Below are 17,601 nucleotides of genomic sequence, written 5' to 3' on the forward strand. Positions count from 1 at the left end.
AATGGTGCCTTCGGCGCCAGTGATTGAAGGGGAGAAGATGACTTACGATGAACTGATCAAACGGCTGGATCCCACCGTTTACAAGAGTCTGCGCCGCGCTGTCGAACTGGGTAAATGGCCGGACGGTCGTCCGGTTTCCGAGGATCAGCGCCAGATCTGCATGGAGGCCGTGATCTACTACGAGAACGAGCACAACATCCCCGAGAACGAACGGGTGGGGTACATCGACCGCGAGCGCAAGGAACTGCGGGATTCAACGCCCGCTGACGATACGACGCCCATTCGCATCCTGAATTGAGGCCGCAGTCTATGTCGTCCGCTGTTGTTGATGTCCAGGGACCGTTGCGCAAGATGCCGGTCGAACCCGGACCGCCAGTGCACTACCGGATGAAAGTCGGTGAGACCCTGGTGCCGCTGAACGACCTGATCGGCCGGGACATCCAGATCGATTTCGACGGGGAGATCCGCTGTATTCACTGCGATCGCCTGACGAAGAAGAGTTTCAACCAGGGGTTCTGCTATCCCTGCTTCCGGAAGCTGGCGGCCTGCGACAGCTGCATCGTCAGCCCGGAAAAATGCCATTACCATGAGGGTACCTGCCGGGAGCCGGAGTGGGGCGAAACCCACTGCATGGTGCCCCACATCGTCTATCTGGCCAATTCATCGGGCCTGAAAGTGGGCATCACCCGCAAGTCCCAGGTACCGACCCGCTGGATCGATCAGGGCGCCGTCGCCGCCATTCCCATGCTGGAAGTGGCGACACGCCAGTTGTCGGGACTGGTGGAGGTGGTCTGCAAGGCGTACGTGGCCGATCGCACCAATTGGCGGGCCATGCTCAAGGGCGATGTGCCGGCACTCGACCTGGTGGAGGAGCGTGCGCGCATGCTGGAGAAAATCGAAGCGTCGCTGGATGAGTTGCGCGACACGCACGGGCAGGATGCGATCAGGCCGGTATCGGACGAGGCGCTCGACCTGGCTTATCCGGTCGAGGTGTGGCCCGCCCGGATCAAGACCCACAACCTGGACAAGACCCCGTCGGTGGGCGGGCGCCTGGAAGGCATCAAGGGGCAGTACCTGATTCTCGACAGCGGCGTGATCAACATTCGCAAATTCACCGCGTACAGTGTGCGTCTGCAGGTGTTTGACGAGACTCCGCAAACGCCGGACCTGTTTTCAAACTGAAGTTGGGTGCTCCGGCGACGGGGCGCCTGTTCCCGGCCCGAACCGGGATCGCCAAATCGGAGAAAGTACCATGCGAACCAGTCAGCCACGGACCATTTACCTGAAGGATTACAAGGTGCCGCCGTATCTGGTGGACCATGTCGACCTGCGTTTCGAACTGTTCGAGGAAGGGGCCCGCGTCTACAACTCGATGGAGATACGGCGCAATCCTGAGGCGGATCCCGGGCAGCCACTGGAGCTGGATGGCGAAGGTCTGGAACTGGAAGGTCTGACGCTAAATGGCCTGCCGCTGGCACCGTCCGATTTCGAGGTGACCTCCGGCGGTCTGCGGGTCGAGAAGGTGTCGGATACCTTCACCCTGGGCGTGGTGACCTGGATCCTGCCGCAGGACAACACCCGGCTGGAAGGGCTCTACAAATCGTCCGGCATGTTCTGCACCCAGTGCGAGGCCGAGGGGTTCCGCTGGATCACCTATATCCCGGATCGTCCGGATGTGATGGCGCGTTTCCGGACCCGGGTCGAGGCCGATAAGGCGCGTTACCCGATCCTTCTGTCCAACGGCAACGACGTGGATCGCGGCGATCTGGAAGACGGTCGTCATTTCGTCACCTGGGAAGATCCGTTCCCCAAACCCTGTTACCTGTTCGCGCTGGTCGCCGGTGACCTGACGGAGAAGAAAGACACCTTTACCACCCAGTCCGGCCGCGAGATCGACCTGCGCATGTATGTGGAGCCGCGTAACGCCGCCAAGTGCGATCACGCGCTGGATTCCCTCAAACGCTCCATGCGCTGGGACGAGCAGATCTACGGTCGCGAGTACGATCTGGACATCTTCATGATCGTCGCCGTCGACGACTTCAATATGGGCGCCATGGAGAACAAGGGGCTCAATATCTTCAACTCCTCATGCGTCCTGGCCACGCCGGATACCGCTACCGACATGGCGTTCCAGCGCATCGAAGCCATCGTCGCGCACGAGTACTTCCACAACTGGTCCGGTAACCGGGTCACCTGTCGTGACTGGTTCCAGTTGAGCCTCAAGGAAGGCTTCACGGTGTTCCGGGACTCCCAGTTCTCGGCGGACATGGGCTCTCCTACGGTCAAGCGGATCGAAGATGCCACCCTGCTGCGCACCGCCCAGTTTGCCGAAGACTCCGGCCCCATGGCCCATCCGGTACGGCCGGATTCCTACATCGAGATTTCCAACTTCTACACGCTGACTGTGTATGAGAAGGGCGCCGAAGTGGTGCGCATGATCCATACGCTGCTGGGTGAGGAAGGCTTCCGCAAGGGCAGTGACCTCTACTTCCAGCGTCACGACGGCCAGGCGGTGACCACCGACGATTTCGTCAAGGCGATGGAAGAGGCCAGTGGCCGCGACCTGAGCCAGTTCCGCCTGTGGTACCAGCAGGCTGGCACGCCGGTGGTGGATGTGACCGACCATTACGACGAGCAGGCCAAAACCTACACGCTGACCCTGAGTCAGCAGGTGCCGCCAACCCCGGGACAGTCTGAGAAAAAGCCGCAGCACATCCCGTTTGCCATCGGCCTGATCGGAGAGCATGGCTCCGATCTGCCGCTCAAGCTGGGTGCGGACGATGCCGAGGCGCCGACCCAGCGGATTCTGGATCTGACCGAATCCGAGCAGACCTTTGTCTTCCAAGACGTGGCCGAACGTCCGGTGCCGTCGTTGCTGCGCGGCTTCTCGGCGCCGGTGAAGGTGCGTTACCCGTGGAGCCGTGATCAGCTGTTGTTCCTGATGAGCCACGACAGCGACGGCTTCAACCGCTGGGACGCCGGTCAGCGGCTTGCGGTCGACGTCATCCAGTCGATGGTGGGCCAGCCCCAGGAACAGACCGTGGATCCGCGGCTGGTCACCGCCTTCCGTCAGTTGCTGTCGGACACCGATCTGGATCAGGCCCTGGTGGCCAAGATGCTGCAGCTGCCCAGCGAGGCTTACCTGATTGAGCTGGCCGACGTGGCGGATGTCCAGGCGATCCACAGCGCACGCACCCGTGTCCTGAACCAGCTGGCGCTGGAGCTGCAGGGAGAGCTGATGGCCTGTTACCTGCGCAACCGTGAAGACGGTGCCTACGAGCCGACGCCAGAGGCCATTGCCCGTCGCTCCCTGAAGAACACGGCGCTGAGCTGGCTGCTGCACATCAATGATGAAGAGGCGCGCCAGATGGCGCTCAAGCAGTTCGATTCGGCCACTAATATGACCGATCAGTCCGGGGCGCTGCGTTCGCTGGTGAACTCCGACTTCGAAGCCGACCGTACCCAGGCGCTGGATGCGTTCTACGATCGTTTCAGCAACGACCCTCAGGTGGTTGAGCAGTGGTTCTCCATCCAGGCCGGCAGCCCGCGGGCCGGGACGCTGTCGGCGGTGGAGGCTCTTCTCGAGCACCCGGCGTTCGACTGGAAGAATCCCAACAAGATCCGTTCGGTGATTGGCGCCTTTGCCGGTCAGAATCTCGCCAACTTCCACGCCGAGGATGGCTCCGGCTATCGCTTCCTGGCGAAGCATATCCTGTCCCTGGACAGCTCCAACCCGCAAATCGCCGCCCGCCTGGTGGCGCCGCTCACGCGCTGGCGCAACTACGGCGAGGTGTATCGCGAGGGCATGCGGGCGGCCCTGGAGCAGATCCAGGCCAAGCCGGACCTCTCCAAAGACGTGTACGAGGTGGTCCACAAGTCCCTCAAGGACTGACCGTCCTCTCCCCACACCCCGGGCCGCGTCCTGGTCCGGGGTACGCCTTCCCTTCAGCCTTCCTGGCGAGCAAATAGCGCTCCGCCAATACCCAATTTGTCGTTGCACAACGCTACAAAATCGCACTTTCGGTTGATGGATTTTGACGGCATATACGCTAACCTTCGATTCTTGCAGGTGGATTCCCGGTGCGAGGGGAGTCCCGCCCCGCGACGGCGGTTCGTCGACGCGGTTGAAGAACAAGATGCCATGCTGAATGGCGCCGCCGGTCCGGCTCGAACCGACCGGAAACACTATAAAAAAACAAAAGCCTTTCGGCTTTTAGACACATGAAAGGTCCGAACAATGATCCATAACAAGAAATGGCTGTTGGGCAGTGTGCTTGCGTTTTCCATGATCTCCGGCCAGGCGAGTGCCGCGGTTTCTGCTGCCGAAGCTGCGCGTCTGGGACAGGATCTGACCCCGTTTGGCTCTCCGGTGGCGGGCAATGCCTCCGGCACGATTCCGGCGTGGACCGGCGGTATCACCAAGCCGCCTGCAGGCTCCGGCTACAAGGAAAGCGGTGACTTCCATCCGGATCCATTCCCGGATGACAAAGTCCTGTTCACCATCAACGCCAAGAATCTCGACGAGTATCGCGATCACCTGAGCGATGGCGTGATCGCCATGATCGAAACCTATCCGACCACCTTTCATATCCCGGTGTACCGGACCCGTCGCAGCCACGCGATTCCGGACTGGGTGGCCAAGAACACCAAGGAAAACGCCACCTCCGCCACCATCGTGGGCGAAGGGGCCGGTATCAAGGGCGCCTATGGCGGCTACCCCTTTCCGATCCTGAGCGGCGACAACGAGCAGAAAGCCTACCAGGTCATGTGGAACCACCTGACCCGCTGGCGCGGCATCAACCTGACGCGTCGCGCCAACGAGGTGGCCGTGCAGCAGAACGGCGACTACACCCTGATCCGTTCCCAGCAGGAAGCCTTCTTCAACTTCTACAATCCGGAAGGCGATGAGTCCACGCTGGACAACATCCTGTTCTACTACCTGTCGTTCACCGAATCCCCGCCGCGTCTGGCCGGTGGCGCCATCCTGGTCCACGAGACCCTGAACCAGATCAAGAACCCGCGTAACGGCTGGGGTTACAACGCCGGTCAGCGCCGCGTACGCCGGGCGCCGAACCTGGGCTACGACTCGCCGATCGCCGCTGCCGATAACCTGCGCACCGCGGACGATACCGACATCTTCAACGGCGCCCTGGACCGTTACAACTGGACCTATGAGGGCGAGCGCGAGATCTACGTGCCCTACAACAACTACAAGATCGCGCAGAAAGGCGTGCCCTACAGCAAGATCCTGGGCGTCTCCCACATCAATATGGATCTGACCCGCTGGGAATTGCATCGCGTTCACGTGGTTTTGGCTACGCTGAGAAAGGGCGAGCGCCACATCTACTCCAAGCGTCGTTTCTATGTGGACGAAGACAGCTGGAACACACTGCTGGTGGATCAGTACGACAGCCGCGACCAGCTGTGGCGGGTGAGCATGGCCATCGTCAAGAATTTCTACGAGCTGCCGGGCGTCTGGTCGACCCTGGAGGTCTTCAATGATCTGCAGGCGCGTCGCTACAACGTCCAGGGCCTGGACACCGAAGAACCGAATACCCGGGTCTTCACCGACGAAGTGCCCAACAAGCGTTACTTCTCGCCGGCGTCCCTGCGTCGTCGCAGCGTTCGCTGACCGGGAGAGAACACAATAACCCGGCGAACCGGGAGCAAAGCACGATGCGGGCGGGTGCCTGACAAACGGTATCTGCCCGTTTCCGGATAGCATCCGGACGGCACGACAGACACTAAACAACTCAGAATAAAGGCAATCTGAATGGCTACACCTTTCAAGCGCAAGGCATTTGCAGCGTTGCTGGGGCTGTCGCTGGCACTGGCCAGTCCCTGGGCAGCGGCAGTCAGTGATGTTCTTGAGACGCCCGCCCGGCCGACGTCGCTGGCTGACGAAAGTCTGCTGACCGACAGCACCTATGCGGGAGATCGCATGGTGGCCGTAGGCGAGCGGGGGCACATCATCTATTCCGACGACCAGGGCCAGACCTGGCAGCAGGGCAAGGTCCCCGTATCGACGACCCTGACCGGCGTCAGCTTCCCGACGCCCAAGCAGGGGTGGGCGGTCGGTCACGGTGCGGTCATCCTGCACAGCAGTGACGGCGGCGAAACCTGGGAGAAGCAGCTGGACGGCAGTCGGGCGGCGGATCTGGTGATCGCAACCATGAAGGAACAGATTGCCAAGCTGGAGCAGAAGGTCGAAAACGCACCGGACGACCAGAAAGACGACCTGCAGTGGACCCTGGAAGGCATGCAGTTCGGTCTTGAGGACGCCCAGGCCGACAAAGAGGTCGGTCCCTGGAAGCCGCTGCTCGACGTCTGGTTTGCCAACGACAACACCGGCTTTGCGGTGGGCTCTTACGGTTTCATTTTCCGTACCGACGACGGTGGCCAGACCTGGCGCGACTGGTCGGCCCACGTCCCGAATCCGGACCGTTTCCACCTCAACGGCATCACCGAAGTTACGGGTGGCGCCCTGGTGATTGTCGGCGAAGCCGGCACGATTTTCCTGTCCACCGACCGGGGTGATACCTGGGAGAAGGTGGAGAGTCCCTACACGGGTTCCTTCTTTGGGGTAACGGGAACCGGTGACGTCAATGAGATCCTCGCTTTTGGACTGCGTGGCCACGTCTTCATGTCAACGGATCTGGGCCGCAGCTGGACGACGGTACCCAACGATTCGCCGAATACGCTGAACAACGGCGCGGTGGCCAAAGACGGCCGGATCACGCTGGTGGGCAACGGTGGCACGGTACTGGTGAGTTCCAACAACGCAGAGAGTTTCCGGACCTACTTCAGGTCGGACCGTCAGGGCGTGATGTCTGTATTGCCGGTCTCTGACGAGGAGCTGGTGCTGTTCGGTGAAGGTGGCGTCAAGCACACCGACATCAACGGTAAGAATCCCTGATCCGCCAACTCCATAAGCACGACAAGAATTCCGAAGAGGGTCATTGAATGTCCAACCCCAAACACGACAAAGGCGAGCATTACTTCACGTCGCCCAAGGCGGAGCCGTTTCTGGAGCGCCTGATCTTCAACAACCGGGTGATCATCCTGATCGCGTTCCTGTTGCTGACCATTTTCCTGGGCTATAACGCCGTCAAGATCCAGCCGGACGCCAGCTTCGAGCGCATGATCCCGCTGGAGCATCCCTACATCGTCAATATGATGGAACACCGGGATGATCTGGAGAACCTGGGTAACTTCGTGCGGATCGCCGTGGAGGCCAAGGACGGCGATATCTTCACCAAGGATTACATGGACACGCTCAAGCAGATCACCGACGAGGTGTTCTTCCTGCCCGGCGTGGACCGTTCCGGTCTGAAGTCACTGTGGACGCCGAACGTCCGCTGGGTCGAGGTTACCGAGCAGGGCTTCCAGGGCGGTACCGTCATTCCGGAAAGCTATGACGGCTCCCGCGATAGTCTTGAGCAGTTGCGCCAGAATATCCTGCGCTCCAGTGAAGTCGGCCGTCTGGTGTCTGACAACTTCAAGTCCACCATTGTGTACGCCCCGCTGTACGAGAAGAACCCGGAAACCGGCGAAGCGCTGGACTACGCCGAGTTCTCCAAGCAGCTCGAAGAAAAGGTGCGCCAGAAGTACGAGAAGCAGAACCCGAACATCGACATCCACATCGTCGGCTTCGCCAAGAAAGTGGGTGACCTGATCGAGGGCATCGGCTCCATCGCCTGGTTCGCCGGTATCACCATCGTGCTGACCACGCTGTTGCTGTTCTGGTACTCCCGCTGCATCGCAGGCACGCTGGTGCCGGTATTCGCGTCGATTGTCGCGGTGTTCTGGCAGCTCGGCATCCTGCGCCTGCTGGGCTACGGGCTGGATCCGTATTCGGTCCTGGTGCCGTTCCTGGTATTCGCGATCGGGATCAGTCACGGGGTTCAGGTGGTCAACGCCATGGCGTTCGAAGCGGCCAAAGGCTTTGATCCGCTGACTTCGGCGCGACTGGCGTTCCGTTCGCTGTACATCCCGGGCATGCTGGCCCTGGTTTCCGACGCCTTTGGCTTCCTGACGCTGCTGTTCATCGAAGTTGATGTCATTCGTGATCTGGCCGTGGCGGCCGGTATTGGTGTGGCGATCATCATCGTCACCAACCTGGTCCTGCACCCGCTGATCATGTCCTATGTGGGCATTACCAAGCGTGGCGTCAATCACGTCCAGCACCACGGCGAGAAGGAAGACCGCAAGTGGCGGATCATGTCCTACTTCTCCCATCCGGGTGTGGCGCCGATCTCGCTGCTGATTGCCCTGCTGGGTCTGGGGCTTGGCTTCTACTACAAGCAGGACCTGAAGGTCGGTGACCTGGATCAGGGGGCGCCGGAGTTGCGCGCCGACTCCCGCTACAACGTGGATAACAAGTACATCATCGACAACTACTCCACCAGTGCCGACATTCTGGTGGTGATGGTGGAAACCCAGAAGGAGCAGTGCACCCAGTACGAAGTGCTCAGCGCCATGGACCGTCTGCAGTGGGACCTGCAGAACACGCCGGGCGTGCAGTCTTCCGTGTCGCTGGCGGACGTTTCCAAGATCGTGACCAAGGCGTTGAACGAGGGCAACTGGAAGTGGTACGAGATCTCCCGCAACCAGACCATCATCAACGCGTCCATCCGTGAGGCGCCGAGCGGCCTGATCAACACCGACTGCAGTCTGACGCCGGTGCTGGTGTTCCTGGAGGATCACAAGGCGGAAACCCTGCGTACGGTGGTGGACGAAGTCGAGAAGTTCGCCGCGGACAACAGCAACGAGGTGCATAACTTCAAGCTGGCGGCCGGTAACGCCGGTGTGGAGGCGGCCACCAACGAGGTCATCTCCAAGGCCAAGAACCTGATGCTGATGTTCGTCTACGGCGTGGTGAGTTTGCTGTGCTTCCTGACGTTCCGGTCGATCCGGGCCGTGCTGTGTATCATCATCCCGCTGGGCCTGACGTCGGTCCTGTGTGAGGCGATCATGGCGGCCACCGGTATCGGCATCAAGGTCGCGACCTTGCCGGTGATCGCGCTGGGTGTGGGGATCGGTGTCGACTACGGCATCTACATCTACACCAAGCTGGAGAAATACCTGCTGGAAGGCAAGACACTGCAGGAAGCCTACTACGAGACTCTGCGCTCCACCGGTAAGGCGGTTATCTTCACCGGCGTGACGCTGGGCCTGGGTGTAGTGACCTGGATCTTCTCGCCCATCAAGTTCCAGGCGGATATGGGGCTGCTGCTGTTCTTCATGTTCATCTGGAACATGGTCGGCTCCATCTGGCTGCTGCCGGCACTGGCGCGGTTCCTCCTGCGCCCGGACAAGATGGTCGCTAAGGCACGCAGTGCCAAATAAGCGGTTAGGCCGCTACTCAAAAAGCCCGCAAATGCGGGCTTTTTTGTTTTTGGCTCATGCATTTAGCTACAATGGTCGGCTTTATTTCGTAGGACTCTTGTTCTATGTTCTAGAATGAAAGTAAGAGGGTGGGGTGGCTCCGGCCGTCCCGGAAAACGAGTGACATAAACTAAAAAAGAAGGGAATGATGATAATGGCACTTCGACACAAACTATCCACTTTCGCGCTGGCTACCGCTGTGAGTCTCGGTGCGGTATCCGGGTCGGTTTCGGCGGCGGAACAGCAGTTCGTCACCATCGGCACCGGCGGCGTCACCGGGGTTTACTATCCGGCTGGTGGTGCAATCTGTCGCCTGGTCAACAAGGATCGCAAGGAGCACGGCATTCGCTGCTCGGTTGAAAGTACCGGTGGTTCCATCTACAACCTGAACGCACTGCGCGCGGGTGAACTCGACCTGGCAGTGGCCCAGTCCGACTGGCAGTATCACGCCTACAACGGCACCAGCGACTTCAAGGACGACGGTCCTTTCAAGAAACTGCGTGCGGTCTTTTCCCTGCATCCGGAGCCGTTCACTGTCGTCGCTCGTAAAGATGCCAATGTTAAGAACTTCGATGACCTCAAGGGCAAGCGCGTCAGCGTGGGTAACCCGGGCTCCGGTCAGCGTGCCACGGCCGAAGTGCTGATGAACGAGATGGGTTGGGACATGAGCGCCTTCTCCCTGGCCGCCGAGCTGAAGGCCGCCGAGCAGTCACAGGCGCTGTGCGACAACAAGATCGACGCCTTCTTCTACACCGTCGGCCACCCGTCCGGCGCCATCAAGGAAGCCACCACCTCCTGTGACAGCGTTCTGGTCAACGTCCAGAACGACGCCACCAAGAAGCTGGTTGAGGAAAATCCGTACTACCGTGTCGCCACCATCCCGGGCGGTATGTATCGCGGTAACCCGGACGACACCACCACGTTCGGTGTGGCAGCGACCTTCGTCACTACCGCCGACGTTCCGGACGACGTGGTCTATCAGATCGTGAAGGCGGTCTTCGAGAACTTCGACAGCTTCAAGCGTCTGCACCCGGCGTTTGAAAACCTGAAGAAAGAGGAAATGGTTCATGACGCCCTGAGTGCTCCGCTGCATCCGGGTGCGGTCAAGTACTACAAAGAAGTTGGCCTGATGGAGTAAGACCGGTGATGGAGGCTCGCCAGCTTCCATTGTCGCGTTCGAACTTATCGGTTGGATCACGGCTGCCCCGGTTGGGGGCAGCCGTTTTTGGTCAATCCCTCCTGAAAGGTCGTATCAATGGCGAACCAAAAAGACACGTCATCCAAGGCTGAGAAGGGCATGCAGCTCTCTGATACCGAAGCGGTGATGCAAACGGAAACCGGCGGCAGGGCAGCCACCGGCATTCCGGGTATGATTCTTTTTCTGGTGCCTGTGGTCTGGGCACTTTTCCAGCTGTGGATAGCATCCCCGCTGCCGTTCATCTTTAACACGGGTATTTTCAATTCCACGGAAGCCCGTTCGATTCATCTGGCATTCGCCATTTTCCTCGCGTTTTCAGCGTTCCCCATGATCAAGGGGCGCACGCTCAACCACGTACCGGTCTACGACTGGGTACTGGCGGTGCTGGCCGCGTTCGCGGCGTCCTACATCTACCTGTTCTACGATCAGCTGGCGTCGCGCCCTGGTGCGCCCAACATGCAGGATATGATCGTCGCCATCGGCGGCATGATCCTGCTGCTGGAAGCCACCCGGCGGGCCCTGGGGCTGCCGCTGATGGTGGTTGCCGCGGTCTTTATCTTCTACTCGCTGGCCGGCCCCTATATGCCGGACGTGATTTCCCACAAGGGCGCCAGCCTGGAAAAACTGGCTTCGCACCAGTGGCTCGGGACCGAAGGTGTCTTTGGCGTCGCCCTGGGCGTCTCCACCAGTTTCGTCTTCCTGTTCGTGCTGTTTGGCGCGTTGCTGGAAAAGGCCGGGGCTGGTAACTACTTCATCAAGGTGTCCTACGCCTTGCTGGGGCACATGCGTGGCGGCCCGGCCAAGGCAGCCGTGGTCTCCAGTGGTCTGAGCGGTATTATCTCCGGTTCTTCCATCGCTAACGTGGTGACGACCGGCACCTTTACCATTCCCTTGATGAAGCGTGTCGGTTTCCCGGCCAGCAAGGCGGGCGCCGTTGAAGTGGCGGCCTCGACCAATGGTCAGCTGACGCCCCCGGTGATGGGGGCGGCTGCCTTCCTGATGGTGGAGTACGTTGGTATTTCCTACCTGGAAGTGATCAAGCACGCAATCCTGCCGGCGCTGATCTCCTACATTGCACTGATCTACATCGTGCACCTGGAGGCCTGCAAGCTGAAGATGCACGGCATCGAGCGCACCGATCGTCCGTCGCTTGCGCAGCGGATGCTGACGTGGGTCGTGCTGCTGATCGGGTTGTGTGTCGTGACCCTGGCCACCTATTACGGCGTCGGCTGGATGAAAGGGGTCTTCGGTGAGGCCGCTTCCTGGATCCTGGCGGTGTTGCTGGTGATCGCCTACATCGCGCTGCTGGCCTATTCCTGCCGCTTCCCGCCGCTGGAAGAGGATGACCCGAACGAACCGGCGGTTGAGCTGCCGCCCGTCGGACCGACGGTCAAGACGGGGCTGTACTATCTGTTGCCGGTGGTGGTTCTGGTCTGGTGCCTGACGGTCGATCGCCTGTCACCCCAGTTGTCGGCGTTCTGGGCGACGTTGTTCATGATCTTCATCGTCGTTACCCAGCGCCCGCTGCAGCACTTCTTCCGCAAGCACTCCGGCAGCATGATGACGGCGTTCAAGGACGGTTGGGTCGATCTCCTGCATTCGCTGGCGACCGGCGGTCGTAACATGGTCGGTATCGGTGTGGCCACAGCCACGGCCGGTATCGTCGTCGGTACCGTGACCCTGACCGGGATCGGTCTGGTGATGACCGAATTCGTGGAATTCATCTCCGGCGGCAACCTGCTGCTGATGCTGATCTTTACGGCGGTGATCAGCCTGATCCTGGGCATGGGCTTGCCTACGACGGCCAACTACATCGTGGTCTCAACGCTGATGGCGCCGGTCATCGTTACCCTGGGTGCAGCGAATGGCCTGATCGTACCGCTGATCGCTGTTCACCTGTTCGTGTTCTACTTCGGGATTCTTGCGGACGATACGCCGCCGGTGGGGCTTGCGGCCTACGCCGCCGCGGCGATATCCGGGGCCGATCCGATAAAGACCGGTGTGCAGGGGTTCACCTACGATATTCGTACGGCCATCCTGCCGTTCATGTTCATCTTCAACACGCAATTGTTGCTGATCGGACTTACGGGCTGGTTTGATCTTCTGGTGACTGTAGCGAGTGCGATAACCGCGATGCTGGTGTTCTCCGCCGCCACCCAGGGCTTCTGGTTTACCCGCAGCCGTATCTGGGAGACCCTGGCGCTGCTGCTGATCACGTTCACGCTGTTCCGTCCGGGCTTCTGGTGGGACATGGTCTATCCGCCGACCGAGTTGCGCCCGGGGACCGAGATCATGGATCACATCAGCGAAGTGCCGCCCGGGGAGGACATGATCCTCAAGGCCTCCGGCATGTCGATCGAAGGCGAGGAGAAGTCCACGTTCCTGAACCTGCCGTTGCCGGCCGGGGACACTCCGGAAGACCGTCTGCAGCAGGCGGGTCTGGAAGTGCGCCGCGACGGTGACCGCATGGTGGTGGACTTCGTGACCTTCGGCAGCCCGGCTGAGGATGCGGGCCTGTCCTTCGACTGGACCATCGACGCGGTGCAGGCGAGGCTGGAGCGACCGCCGAAGGAACTCATGTTCATTCCGGCGCTTGTCTTGCTGGCGCTGATCGCCTTCCTGCAGATCCGGCGACGAAACCGGGAAGAAGGCGAGGTCGCTACGGTCTGACCGTCGGACCGATCAAAAGCCCCGTGATCCGAAAGGTCGCGGGGCTTTTTTGTGGGCGGTGATTCAACGCTTGATCAGCTTGCGGATTTCCTTCCAGAGCAATTCGTAGGCGAGTGCCGCCGGTGACCGCGGCCGGGTGATCGAGACCGGGCAGCGTTGTTCGCCCATCCGTTCCACATCGCTGGCGTAGGGAATGAACGCCCTCATCCGGCGTTTCAGTCCGCCCCTGGATGTGTCCAGCAGGGTCTGGTGAATGCGCTTGCGCCGGTCGACCATGGACAGGAAAGGGTGCAACTTGCCCGTTTTGACCTTTTTGTCTTCGGCAAACGCGACCAGTTGGTCCCAGCTGTTGATCGACAGCCAGGATGGAATGGTCGGAACGAACACCGCATCTGACGTCTGTAGTACCTGTTCGGCGAGTCGGGACAACGAAGGCGGGCAATCCAGGACGATCAGGGCGTAGTCTTCCGACAGTGGCGCCAGCCAATCTCGCAGCGCCTGTTTCTGGCCCTCCTGTTCCAGTCGCAAATCCAGATTGCGAAAGCTGGGATGAGCGGGAATCAGGTCCAGCTTTGGGTAGGCGGTGGCGTTGATCATCTTGCCGATGGGCGTTTTGCCTTTAACCAGTCGGGCGGCCTTTTCGCCGGTCAGATCCGGGGTGTCGCCCAGATACCAGCTGGCGGCGCCCTGGGCATCCAGGTCCCAAAGCAGGGTGGGGATGCCGTCGCGGGCCGCCAGATAGGCGACGTTGACCGCTGCGGCGGTCTTGCCGACGCCGCCTTTTATGTTGTGAAACGCAATGACTTTCATTGGGTCGATGTCCTGATCCTTTAAAGCTTGGAGGCACGCCGTTCACATTGTGCCCCGCCTGTAATGCTTTTGCATGACAGTCGCCGCGATACGCTGTTAAAATCCCGCGCCTGAAAGAATCGCGATTCGTGGCGCGATTCCCAAATACCATGTGGTCTCTCGTAAGGATCACCGCTGATAGGAGCTTGTCATGCCCGTTATTACGCTGCCCGACGGCAGTCACCGCAGTTTTTCCCAGTCTGTTACCGTTCACGATGTGGCCGCCGATATCGGTGCTGGCCTCGCCAAAGCCGCCCTGGCCGGTCGTGTGAATGGCAAACTGGTGGATACCAGCTACGCGATCGATGAGGACGTCGAACTGGCGATCATCACCGATCGGGACGAGGATGGCGTCGACATCATCCGCCACTCGACCGCCCACCTGCTGGCCATGGCGGTGAAAGATCTGTTCCCTTCGGCGCAGGTGACCATTGGCCCGGTCATCGACAACGGCTTCTATTACGACTTCAAGTTTGACCGTCCGTTCACCAACGAAGATCTGGCGCGGATCGAAAAGCGGATGGAAGAGCTGGCGAAGCAGGACTTCGCGGTTTCCCGTTCCGTGCTCTCGCGCGATGAAGCGGTCAAGCTGTTCGACGAGATGGGCGAGGAGTACAAGGTCCGCATCATCCAGGACATTCCGGGTGACGAGGATCTCTCTTTCTATCAGCAGGGCGAGTTCATCGACCTGTGTCGTGGCCCGCACGTACCGAACACCGGCAAGCTCAAGGCGTTCAAACTGACCAAGGTCGCGGGCGCCTACTGGCGTGGTGACACCGGCAATGAGCAGCTGCAGCGGATTTACGGCACCGCCTGGGGTAACAAGAAAGACCTCAAGGCCTATCTGCACCGCCTGGAAGAAGCCGAGAAGCGGGACCACCGCAAGATCGGCAAGAAGCTGGACCTGTTCCACATGCAGGAAGAAGCGCCGGGTATGGTGTTCTGGCATCCGGACGGCTGGACGGTCTATCAGCAGATCGAACAGTACATGCGCGACAAACTGCGTCAGCACGGCTACCAGGAAATCAAGACACCGCAGGTGGTGTCACGCACCCTTTGGGAGCAGTCCGGCCACTGGGACAAGTTCGGTGATGACATGTTTACCACCGAGTCCGAGAAGCACGACTTCGCCATCAAGCCGATGAACTGCCCGTGCCACATCCAGGTCTTCAACCAGGGTTTGAAGAGCTACAAGGATCTGCCACTGCGTCTGGCCGAGTTCGGTTCCTGTCACCGTAACGAAGCCTCCGGCGCGCTGCACGGCCTGATGCGGGTACGTGGGTTTACCCAGGACGACGCCCACATCTTCTGTGAAGAAGAGGCCATCCAGGAGGAAGTGTCCAAGTTCATGGACCTGCTGCATGAGGTTTATACCGATTTCGGCTTTACCGAGATTTTGTATAAACTCTCCACCCGCCCGGAAAAGCGTGTGGGTTCCGACGAAATCTGGGACAAGGCCGAAGCTGCGCTGGAAGAAGCGCTGAATCGAGAAGGCGTCGAGTGGGAACTGCTGCCGGGTGAGGGCGCTTTCTACGGGCCGAAGATCGAATACTCCCTGAAGGATTGCATCGGCCGGGTCTGGCAGTGCGGTACCGTGCAGGTGGACTTCTCCATGCCGGGCCGTCTGGGCGCGCAGTATGTGGCCGACAATTCCGAGCGGCGCACGCCGGTGATGCTGCACCGGGCCGTACTGGGCTCGTTCGAGCGCTTTATCGGTATCCTGATTGAGGATTACGAGGGGGCCTTCCCCACGTGGCTGGCGCCGACCCAGGTCGCCATCATGAATATCACCGATAATCAGCGTGAATATTGCGAAAAAATTGCGAAAGCCCTTGAAAATTCCGGTTATCGCGCCCACGCCGACTTGAGAAACGAAAAAATCGGCTTTAAAATTCGCGAGCACACGCTCAATAAAGTACCCTACCTCGCCGTAGTGGGTGATAAAGAGGTCGAGGCCGGCGCCGTTGCCGTGCGTAATCGCAAGGGCGATGACCTGGGTACGATGTCGCTGGACGCCTTCCAGGCCCTGTTGGCCGAAGACGTGTCCCGCAAAGGCAGAAATCAAACGGAGAACTGATTATTAAACAGCGAACGAATCGGGGACGGGCTCCTAAAGCGCCCATCAACGGGAATATCGAAGCCACAGAAGTACGTCTCATTGCGGCGGACGGTGAGCAGGTGGGCATTGTCTCCATCGAGGACGCACTGAAGGCCGCAGAAGAAGCTTCTCTGGATCTGGTTCAGGTTACGAATTCCGATCCGGTCGTCTGTAAGATCATGGACTACGGCAAGAAGGTCTTCGAAGAGAAGAAGGCCAAAGCCGCTGCGAAGAAAAAGCAGAAGCAGGTCCAGGTAAAAGAAGTCAAGTTCCGGCCTGGCACGGAAGAAGGGGATTATCAGGTCAAGCTACGCAACCTGGTACGTTTCCTTGAGAACGGGGACCGGGGCAAGATCACGATTCGTTTCCGCGGCCGTGAGATGGCACACCAGGAAATTGGTATGCAGCTCATGAATCGTGTGGAAGCCGACATCGAAGAACTTGCCCAGGTAGAGCAACGGCCGAAGATGGAAGGCCGGCAAATGACGATGGTTGTTGCCCCCCGAAAGAAAAAGTGAGCCCTGTTTGATCGCCTGCCCCCCGTCACAGTGCGGGGGATTTGTCGTTCAGGACTCATTATTTATTGAAATCATAAAATGCGGAGTTTTATAAAATGCCCAAGATGAAAACCAAGAGCGGGGCCACCAAGCGGTTCAAGCGGACTGCCAAAGGCTTCAAGCATAAGCAGTCCTTCACAAGTCATATCCTGACCAAGAAGAGCCCGAAGCGGAAGCGTCAGCTGCGCGGCACCAAGCAAATTGCCAAGGCTGACATTGCATCCATCAAGCGCATGACCGCGCTTTAATTTCTGGTTCAGTAAAGAGAAGGATTGAAATATGGCTCGTGTAAAGCGTGGTGTCGTCGCACGTCGTCGTCACAAGAAGATCATGAAGCAGGCGAAGGGTTACTACGGTGCCCGGAGCCGCGTCTATCGTGTTGCCAAACAGGCGGTCATCAAGGCAGGTCAGTACGCCTATCGTGACCGTCGCAACCGTAAGCGTCAGTTCCGTGCGCTGTGGATTGCCCGTATCAATGCGGGTGCCCGCGCCAACGGCCTGTCTTACAGCCGTCTGATCGCTGGTCTGAAAAAGGCGAATGTTGAAATCGATCGTAAGGTCCTGGCCGACCTGGCGATGAACGAGCAACAGGCGTTTAGTGCCGTCGTTGAAAAAGCCAAGGCTGCGCTCGCGTAAGCTCTTTCATCGATTGCATATCGGATTGAGTGCCTCTCGGGGCATTCCGAAGTAGGGGGAAGAGCATGCTCTTCCCCCTTTTTTGTTCCGGGGCCTGTAGAATGGTGCGCCCGGGAACGTCCGGGGAATCTCTGAAAAAGGATCAGCCACGGCGCCGGTCATTTTTCAGGGGTTCTCACCCGCAAAGAACACAATGCATATTTGGA

General features: G+C 59.6%; 12 protein-coding genes and 2 pseudogenes. 13 read left to right on the forward strand and 1 reads right to left on the reverse strand.

What is annotated here, in order from left to right:
• Positions 1–37 precede the first annotated feature (37 nt).
• The 8 genes from JL474_RS00575 to JL474_RS00610 all read left to right on the forward strand — a co-directional run bounded on the left by JL474_RS00575 (position 38) and on the right by JL474_RS00610 (position 13,255).
• Entirely contained in the window at positions 38–298 is a 261-nt protein-coding gene (locus JL474_RS00575; protein WP_123634252.1) for a YeaC family protein, read from the forward strand.
• 11 nt (positions 299–309) lie between these two features.
• Entirely contained in the window at positions 310–1,182 is an 873-nt protein-coding gene (locus JL474_RS00580) for a DUF2797 domain-containing protein (protein WP_123634251.1), read from the forward strand.
• A gap of 70 nt (positions 1,183–1,252) precedes the next feature.
• Positions 1,253–3,892, forward strand: a complete 2,640-nt coding sequence (gene pepN, locus JL474_RS00585) for an aminopeptidase N (RefSeq protein ID WP_203140571.1) — start codon at positions 1,253–1,255, stop codon at positions 3,890–3,892.
• 345 nt (positions 3,893–4,237) lie between these two features.
• A complete protein-coding gene (locus JL474_RS00590; protein ID WP_123634249.1) occupies positions 4,238–5,632 on the forward strand; it encodes a DUF1329 domain-containing protein in 1,395 nt (464 codons plus the stop codon).
• A 141-nt stretch (positions 5,633–5,773) separates the two neighbouring features.
• Positions 5,774–6,916 carry a WD40/YVTN/BNR-like repeat-containing protein gene (locus JL474_RS00595; protein ID WP_123634248.1) on the forward strand — a complete coding sequence of 381 codons (1,143 nt, stop codon included), beginning with the start codon at positions 5,774–5,776 and terminating at the stop codon, positions 6,914–6,916.
• A gap of 47 nt (positions 6,917–6,963) precedes the next feature.
• The gene (locus tag JL474_RS00600) at positions 6,964–9,348 is read left to right on the forward strand and encodes an efflux RND transporter permease subunit (protein ID WP_123634247.1); all 2,385 of its coding nucleotides are present in this window, start codon (positions 6,964–6,966) and stop codon (positions 9,346–9,348) included.
• A 193-nt stretch (positions 9,349–9,541) separates the two neighbouring features.
• A complete protein-coding gene (locus JL474_RS00605) occupies positions 9,542–10,525 on the forward strand; it encodes a TAXI family TRAP transporter solute-binding subunit (protein ID WP_203140572.1) in 984 nt (327 codons plus the stop codon).
• 159 nt (positions 10,526–10,684) lie between these two features.
• On the forward strand, positions 10,685–13,255 hold the full coding sequence (locus tag JL474_RS00610; RefSeq protein ID WP_407944036.1) for a TRAP transporter permease: 2,571 nt from the start codon (positions 10,685–10,687) through the stop codon (positions 13,253–13,255).
• 63 nt (positions 13,256–13,318) lie between these two features.
• On the opposite strand, the gene JL474_RS00615 is transcribed toward JL474_RS00610, so the two are convergent.
• Positions 13,319–14,065 carry a ParA family protein gene (locus JL474_RS00615; protein ID WP_203140574.1) on the reverse strand — a complete coding sequence of 249 codons (747 nt, stop codon included), beginning with the start codon at positions 14,063–14,065 and terminating at the stop codon, positions 13,319–13,321.
• 190 nt (positions 14,066–14,255) lie between these two features.
• Between JL474_RS00615 and JL474_RS21750 the strand changes: the two are divergent.
• From JL474_RS21750 to rplT, 5 genes and pseudogenes are all read left to right on the forward strand, one after another.
• Positions 14,256–14,426, forward strand: a pseudogene (locus JL474_RS21750) (TGS domain-containing protein); the annotation flags it as partial.
• 39 nt (positions 14,427–14,465) lie between these two features.
• A pseudogene (gene thrS / locus JL474_RS00620) lies at positions 14,466–16,154 on the forward strand (threonine--tRNA ligase); the annotation flags it as partial.
• Between the two features lie 23 nt (positions 16,155–16,177).
• Positions 16,178–16,720: a translation initiation factor IF-3 gene (gene infC / locus JL474_RS00625; RefSeq protein ID WP_123634242.1), complete on the forward strand. Its 543-nt coding sequence runs from the start codon at positions 16,178–16,180 to the stop codon at positions 16,718–16,720.
• Positions 16,721–16,815: 95 nt separating this feature from the next.
• Positions 16,816–17,007, forward strand: coding sequence for a 50S ribosomal protein L35 (gene rpmI / locus JL474_RS00630; protein WP_123634241.1), 192 nt, complete (start codon positions 16,816–16,818; stop codon positions 17,005–17,007).
• A 31-nt stretch (positions 17,008–17,038) separates the two neighbouring features.
• Positions 17,039–17,395, forward strand: a complete 357-nt coding sequence (gene rplT / locus JL474_RS00635; protein ID WP_111497796.1) for a 50S ribosomal protein L20 — start codon at positions 17,039–17,041, stop codon at positions 17,393–17,395.
• The last annotated feature ends 206 nt before the right edge of the window (positions 17,396–17,601 follow it).

This window comes from Marinobacter mangrovi (genome assembly GCF_016798325.1).
In the GTDB taxonomy this organism is placed as follows: domain Bacteria; phylum Pseudomonadota; class Gammaproteobacteria; order Pseudomonadales; family Oleiphilaceae; genus Marinobacter_A; species Marinobacter_A mangrovi.

Bases quoted from the DNA above. Each gene is read 5' to 3' on its own strand.
- JL474_RS00575 (WP_123634252.1), top strand. From the start codon at position 38: ATGACTTACGATGAACTGATCAAACGGCTGGATCCCACCGTTTACAAG.
- JL474_RS00580 (WP_123634251.1), top strand. From the start codon at position 310: ATGTCGTCCGCTGTTGTTGATGTCCAGGGACCGTTGCGCAAGATGCCG.
- pepN (WP_203140571.1), top strand. From the start codon at position 1,253: ATGCGAACCAGTCAGCCACGGACCATTTACCTGAAGGATTACAAGGTG.
- JL474_RS00590 (WP_123634249.1), top strand. From the start codon at position 4,238: ATGATCCATAACAAGAAATGGCTGTTGGGCAGTGTGCTTGCGTTTTCC.
- JL474_RS00595 (WP_123634248.1), top strand. From the start codon at position 5,774: ATGGCTACACCTTTCAAGCGCAAGGCATTTGCAGCGTTGCTGGGGCTG.
- JL474_RS00600 (WP_123634247.1), top strand. From the start codon at position 6,964: ATGTCCAACCCCAAACACGACAAAGGCGAGCATTACTTCACGTCGCCC.
- JL474_RS00605 (WP_203140572.1), top strand. From the start codon at position 9,542: ATGGCACTTCGACACAAACTATCCACTTTCGCGCTGGCTACCGCTGTG.
- JL474_RS00610 (WP_407944036.1), top strand. From the start codon at position 10,685: ATGCAGCTCTCTGATACCGAAGCGGTGATGCAAACGGAAACCGGCGGC.
- JL474_RS00615 (WP_203140574.1), bottom strand. From the start codon at position 14,065: ATGAAAGTCATTGCGTTTCACAACATAAAAGGCGGCGTCGGCAAGACC.
- rpmI (WP_123634241.1), top strand. From the start codon at position 16,816: ATGCCCAAGATGAAAACCAAGAGCGGGGCCACCAAGCGGTTCAAGCGG.
- rplT (WP_111497796.1), top strand. From the start codon at position 17,039: ATGGCTCGTGTAAAGCGTGGTGTCGTCGCACGTCGTCGTCACAAGAAG.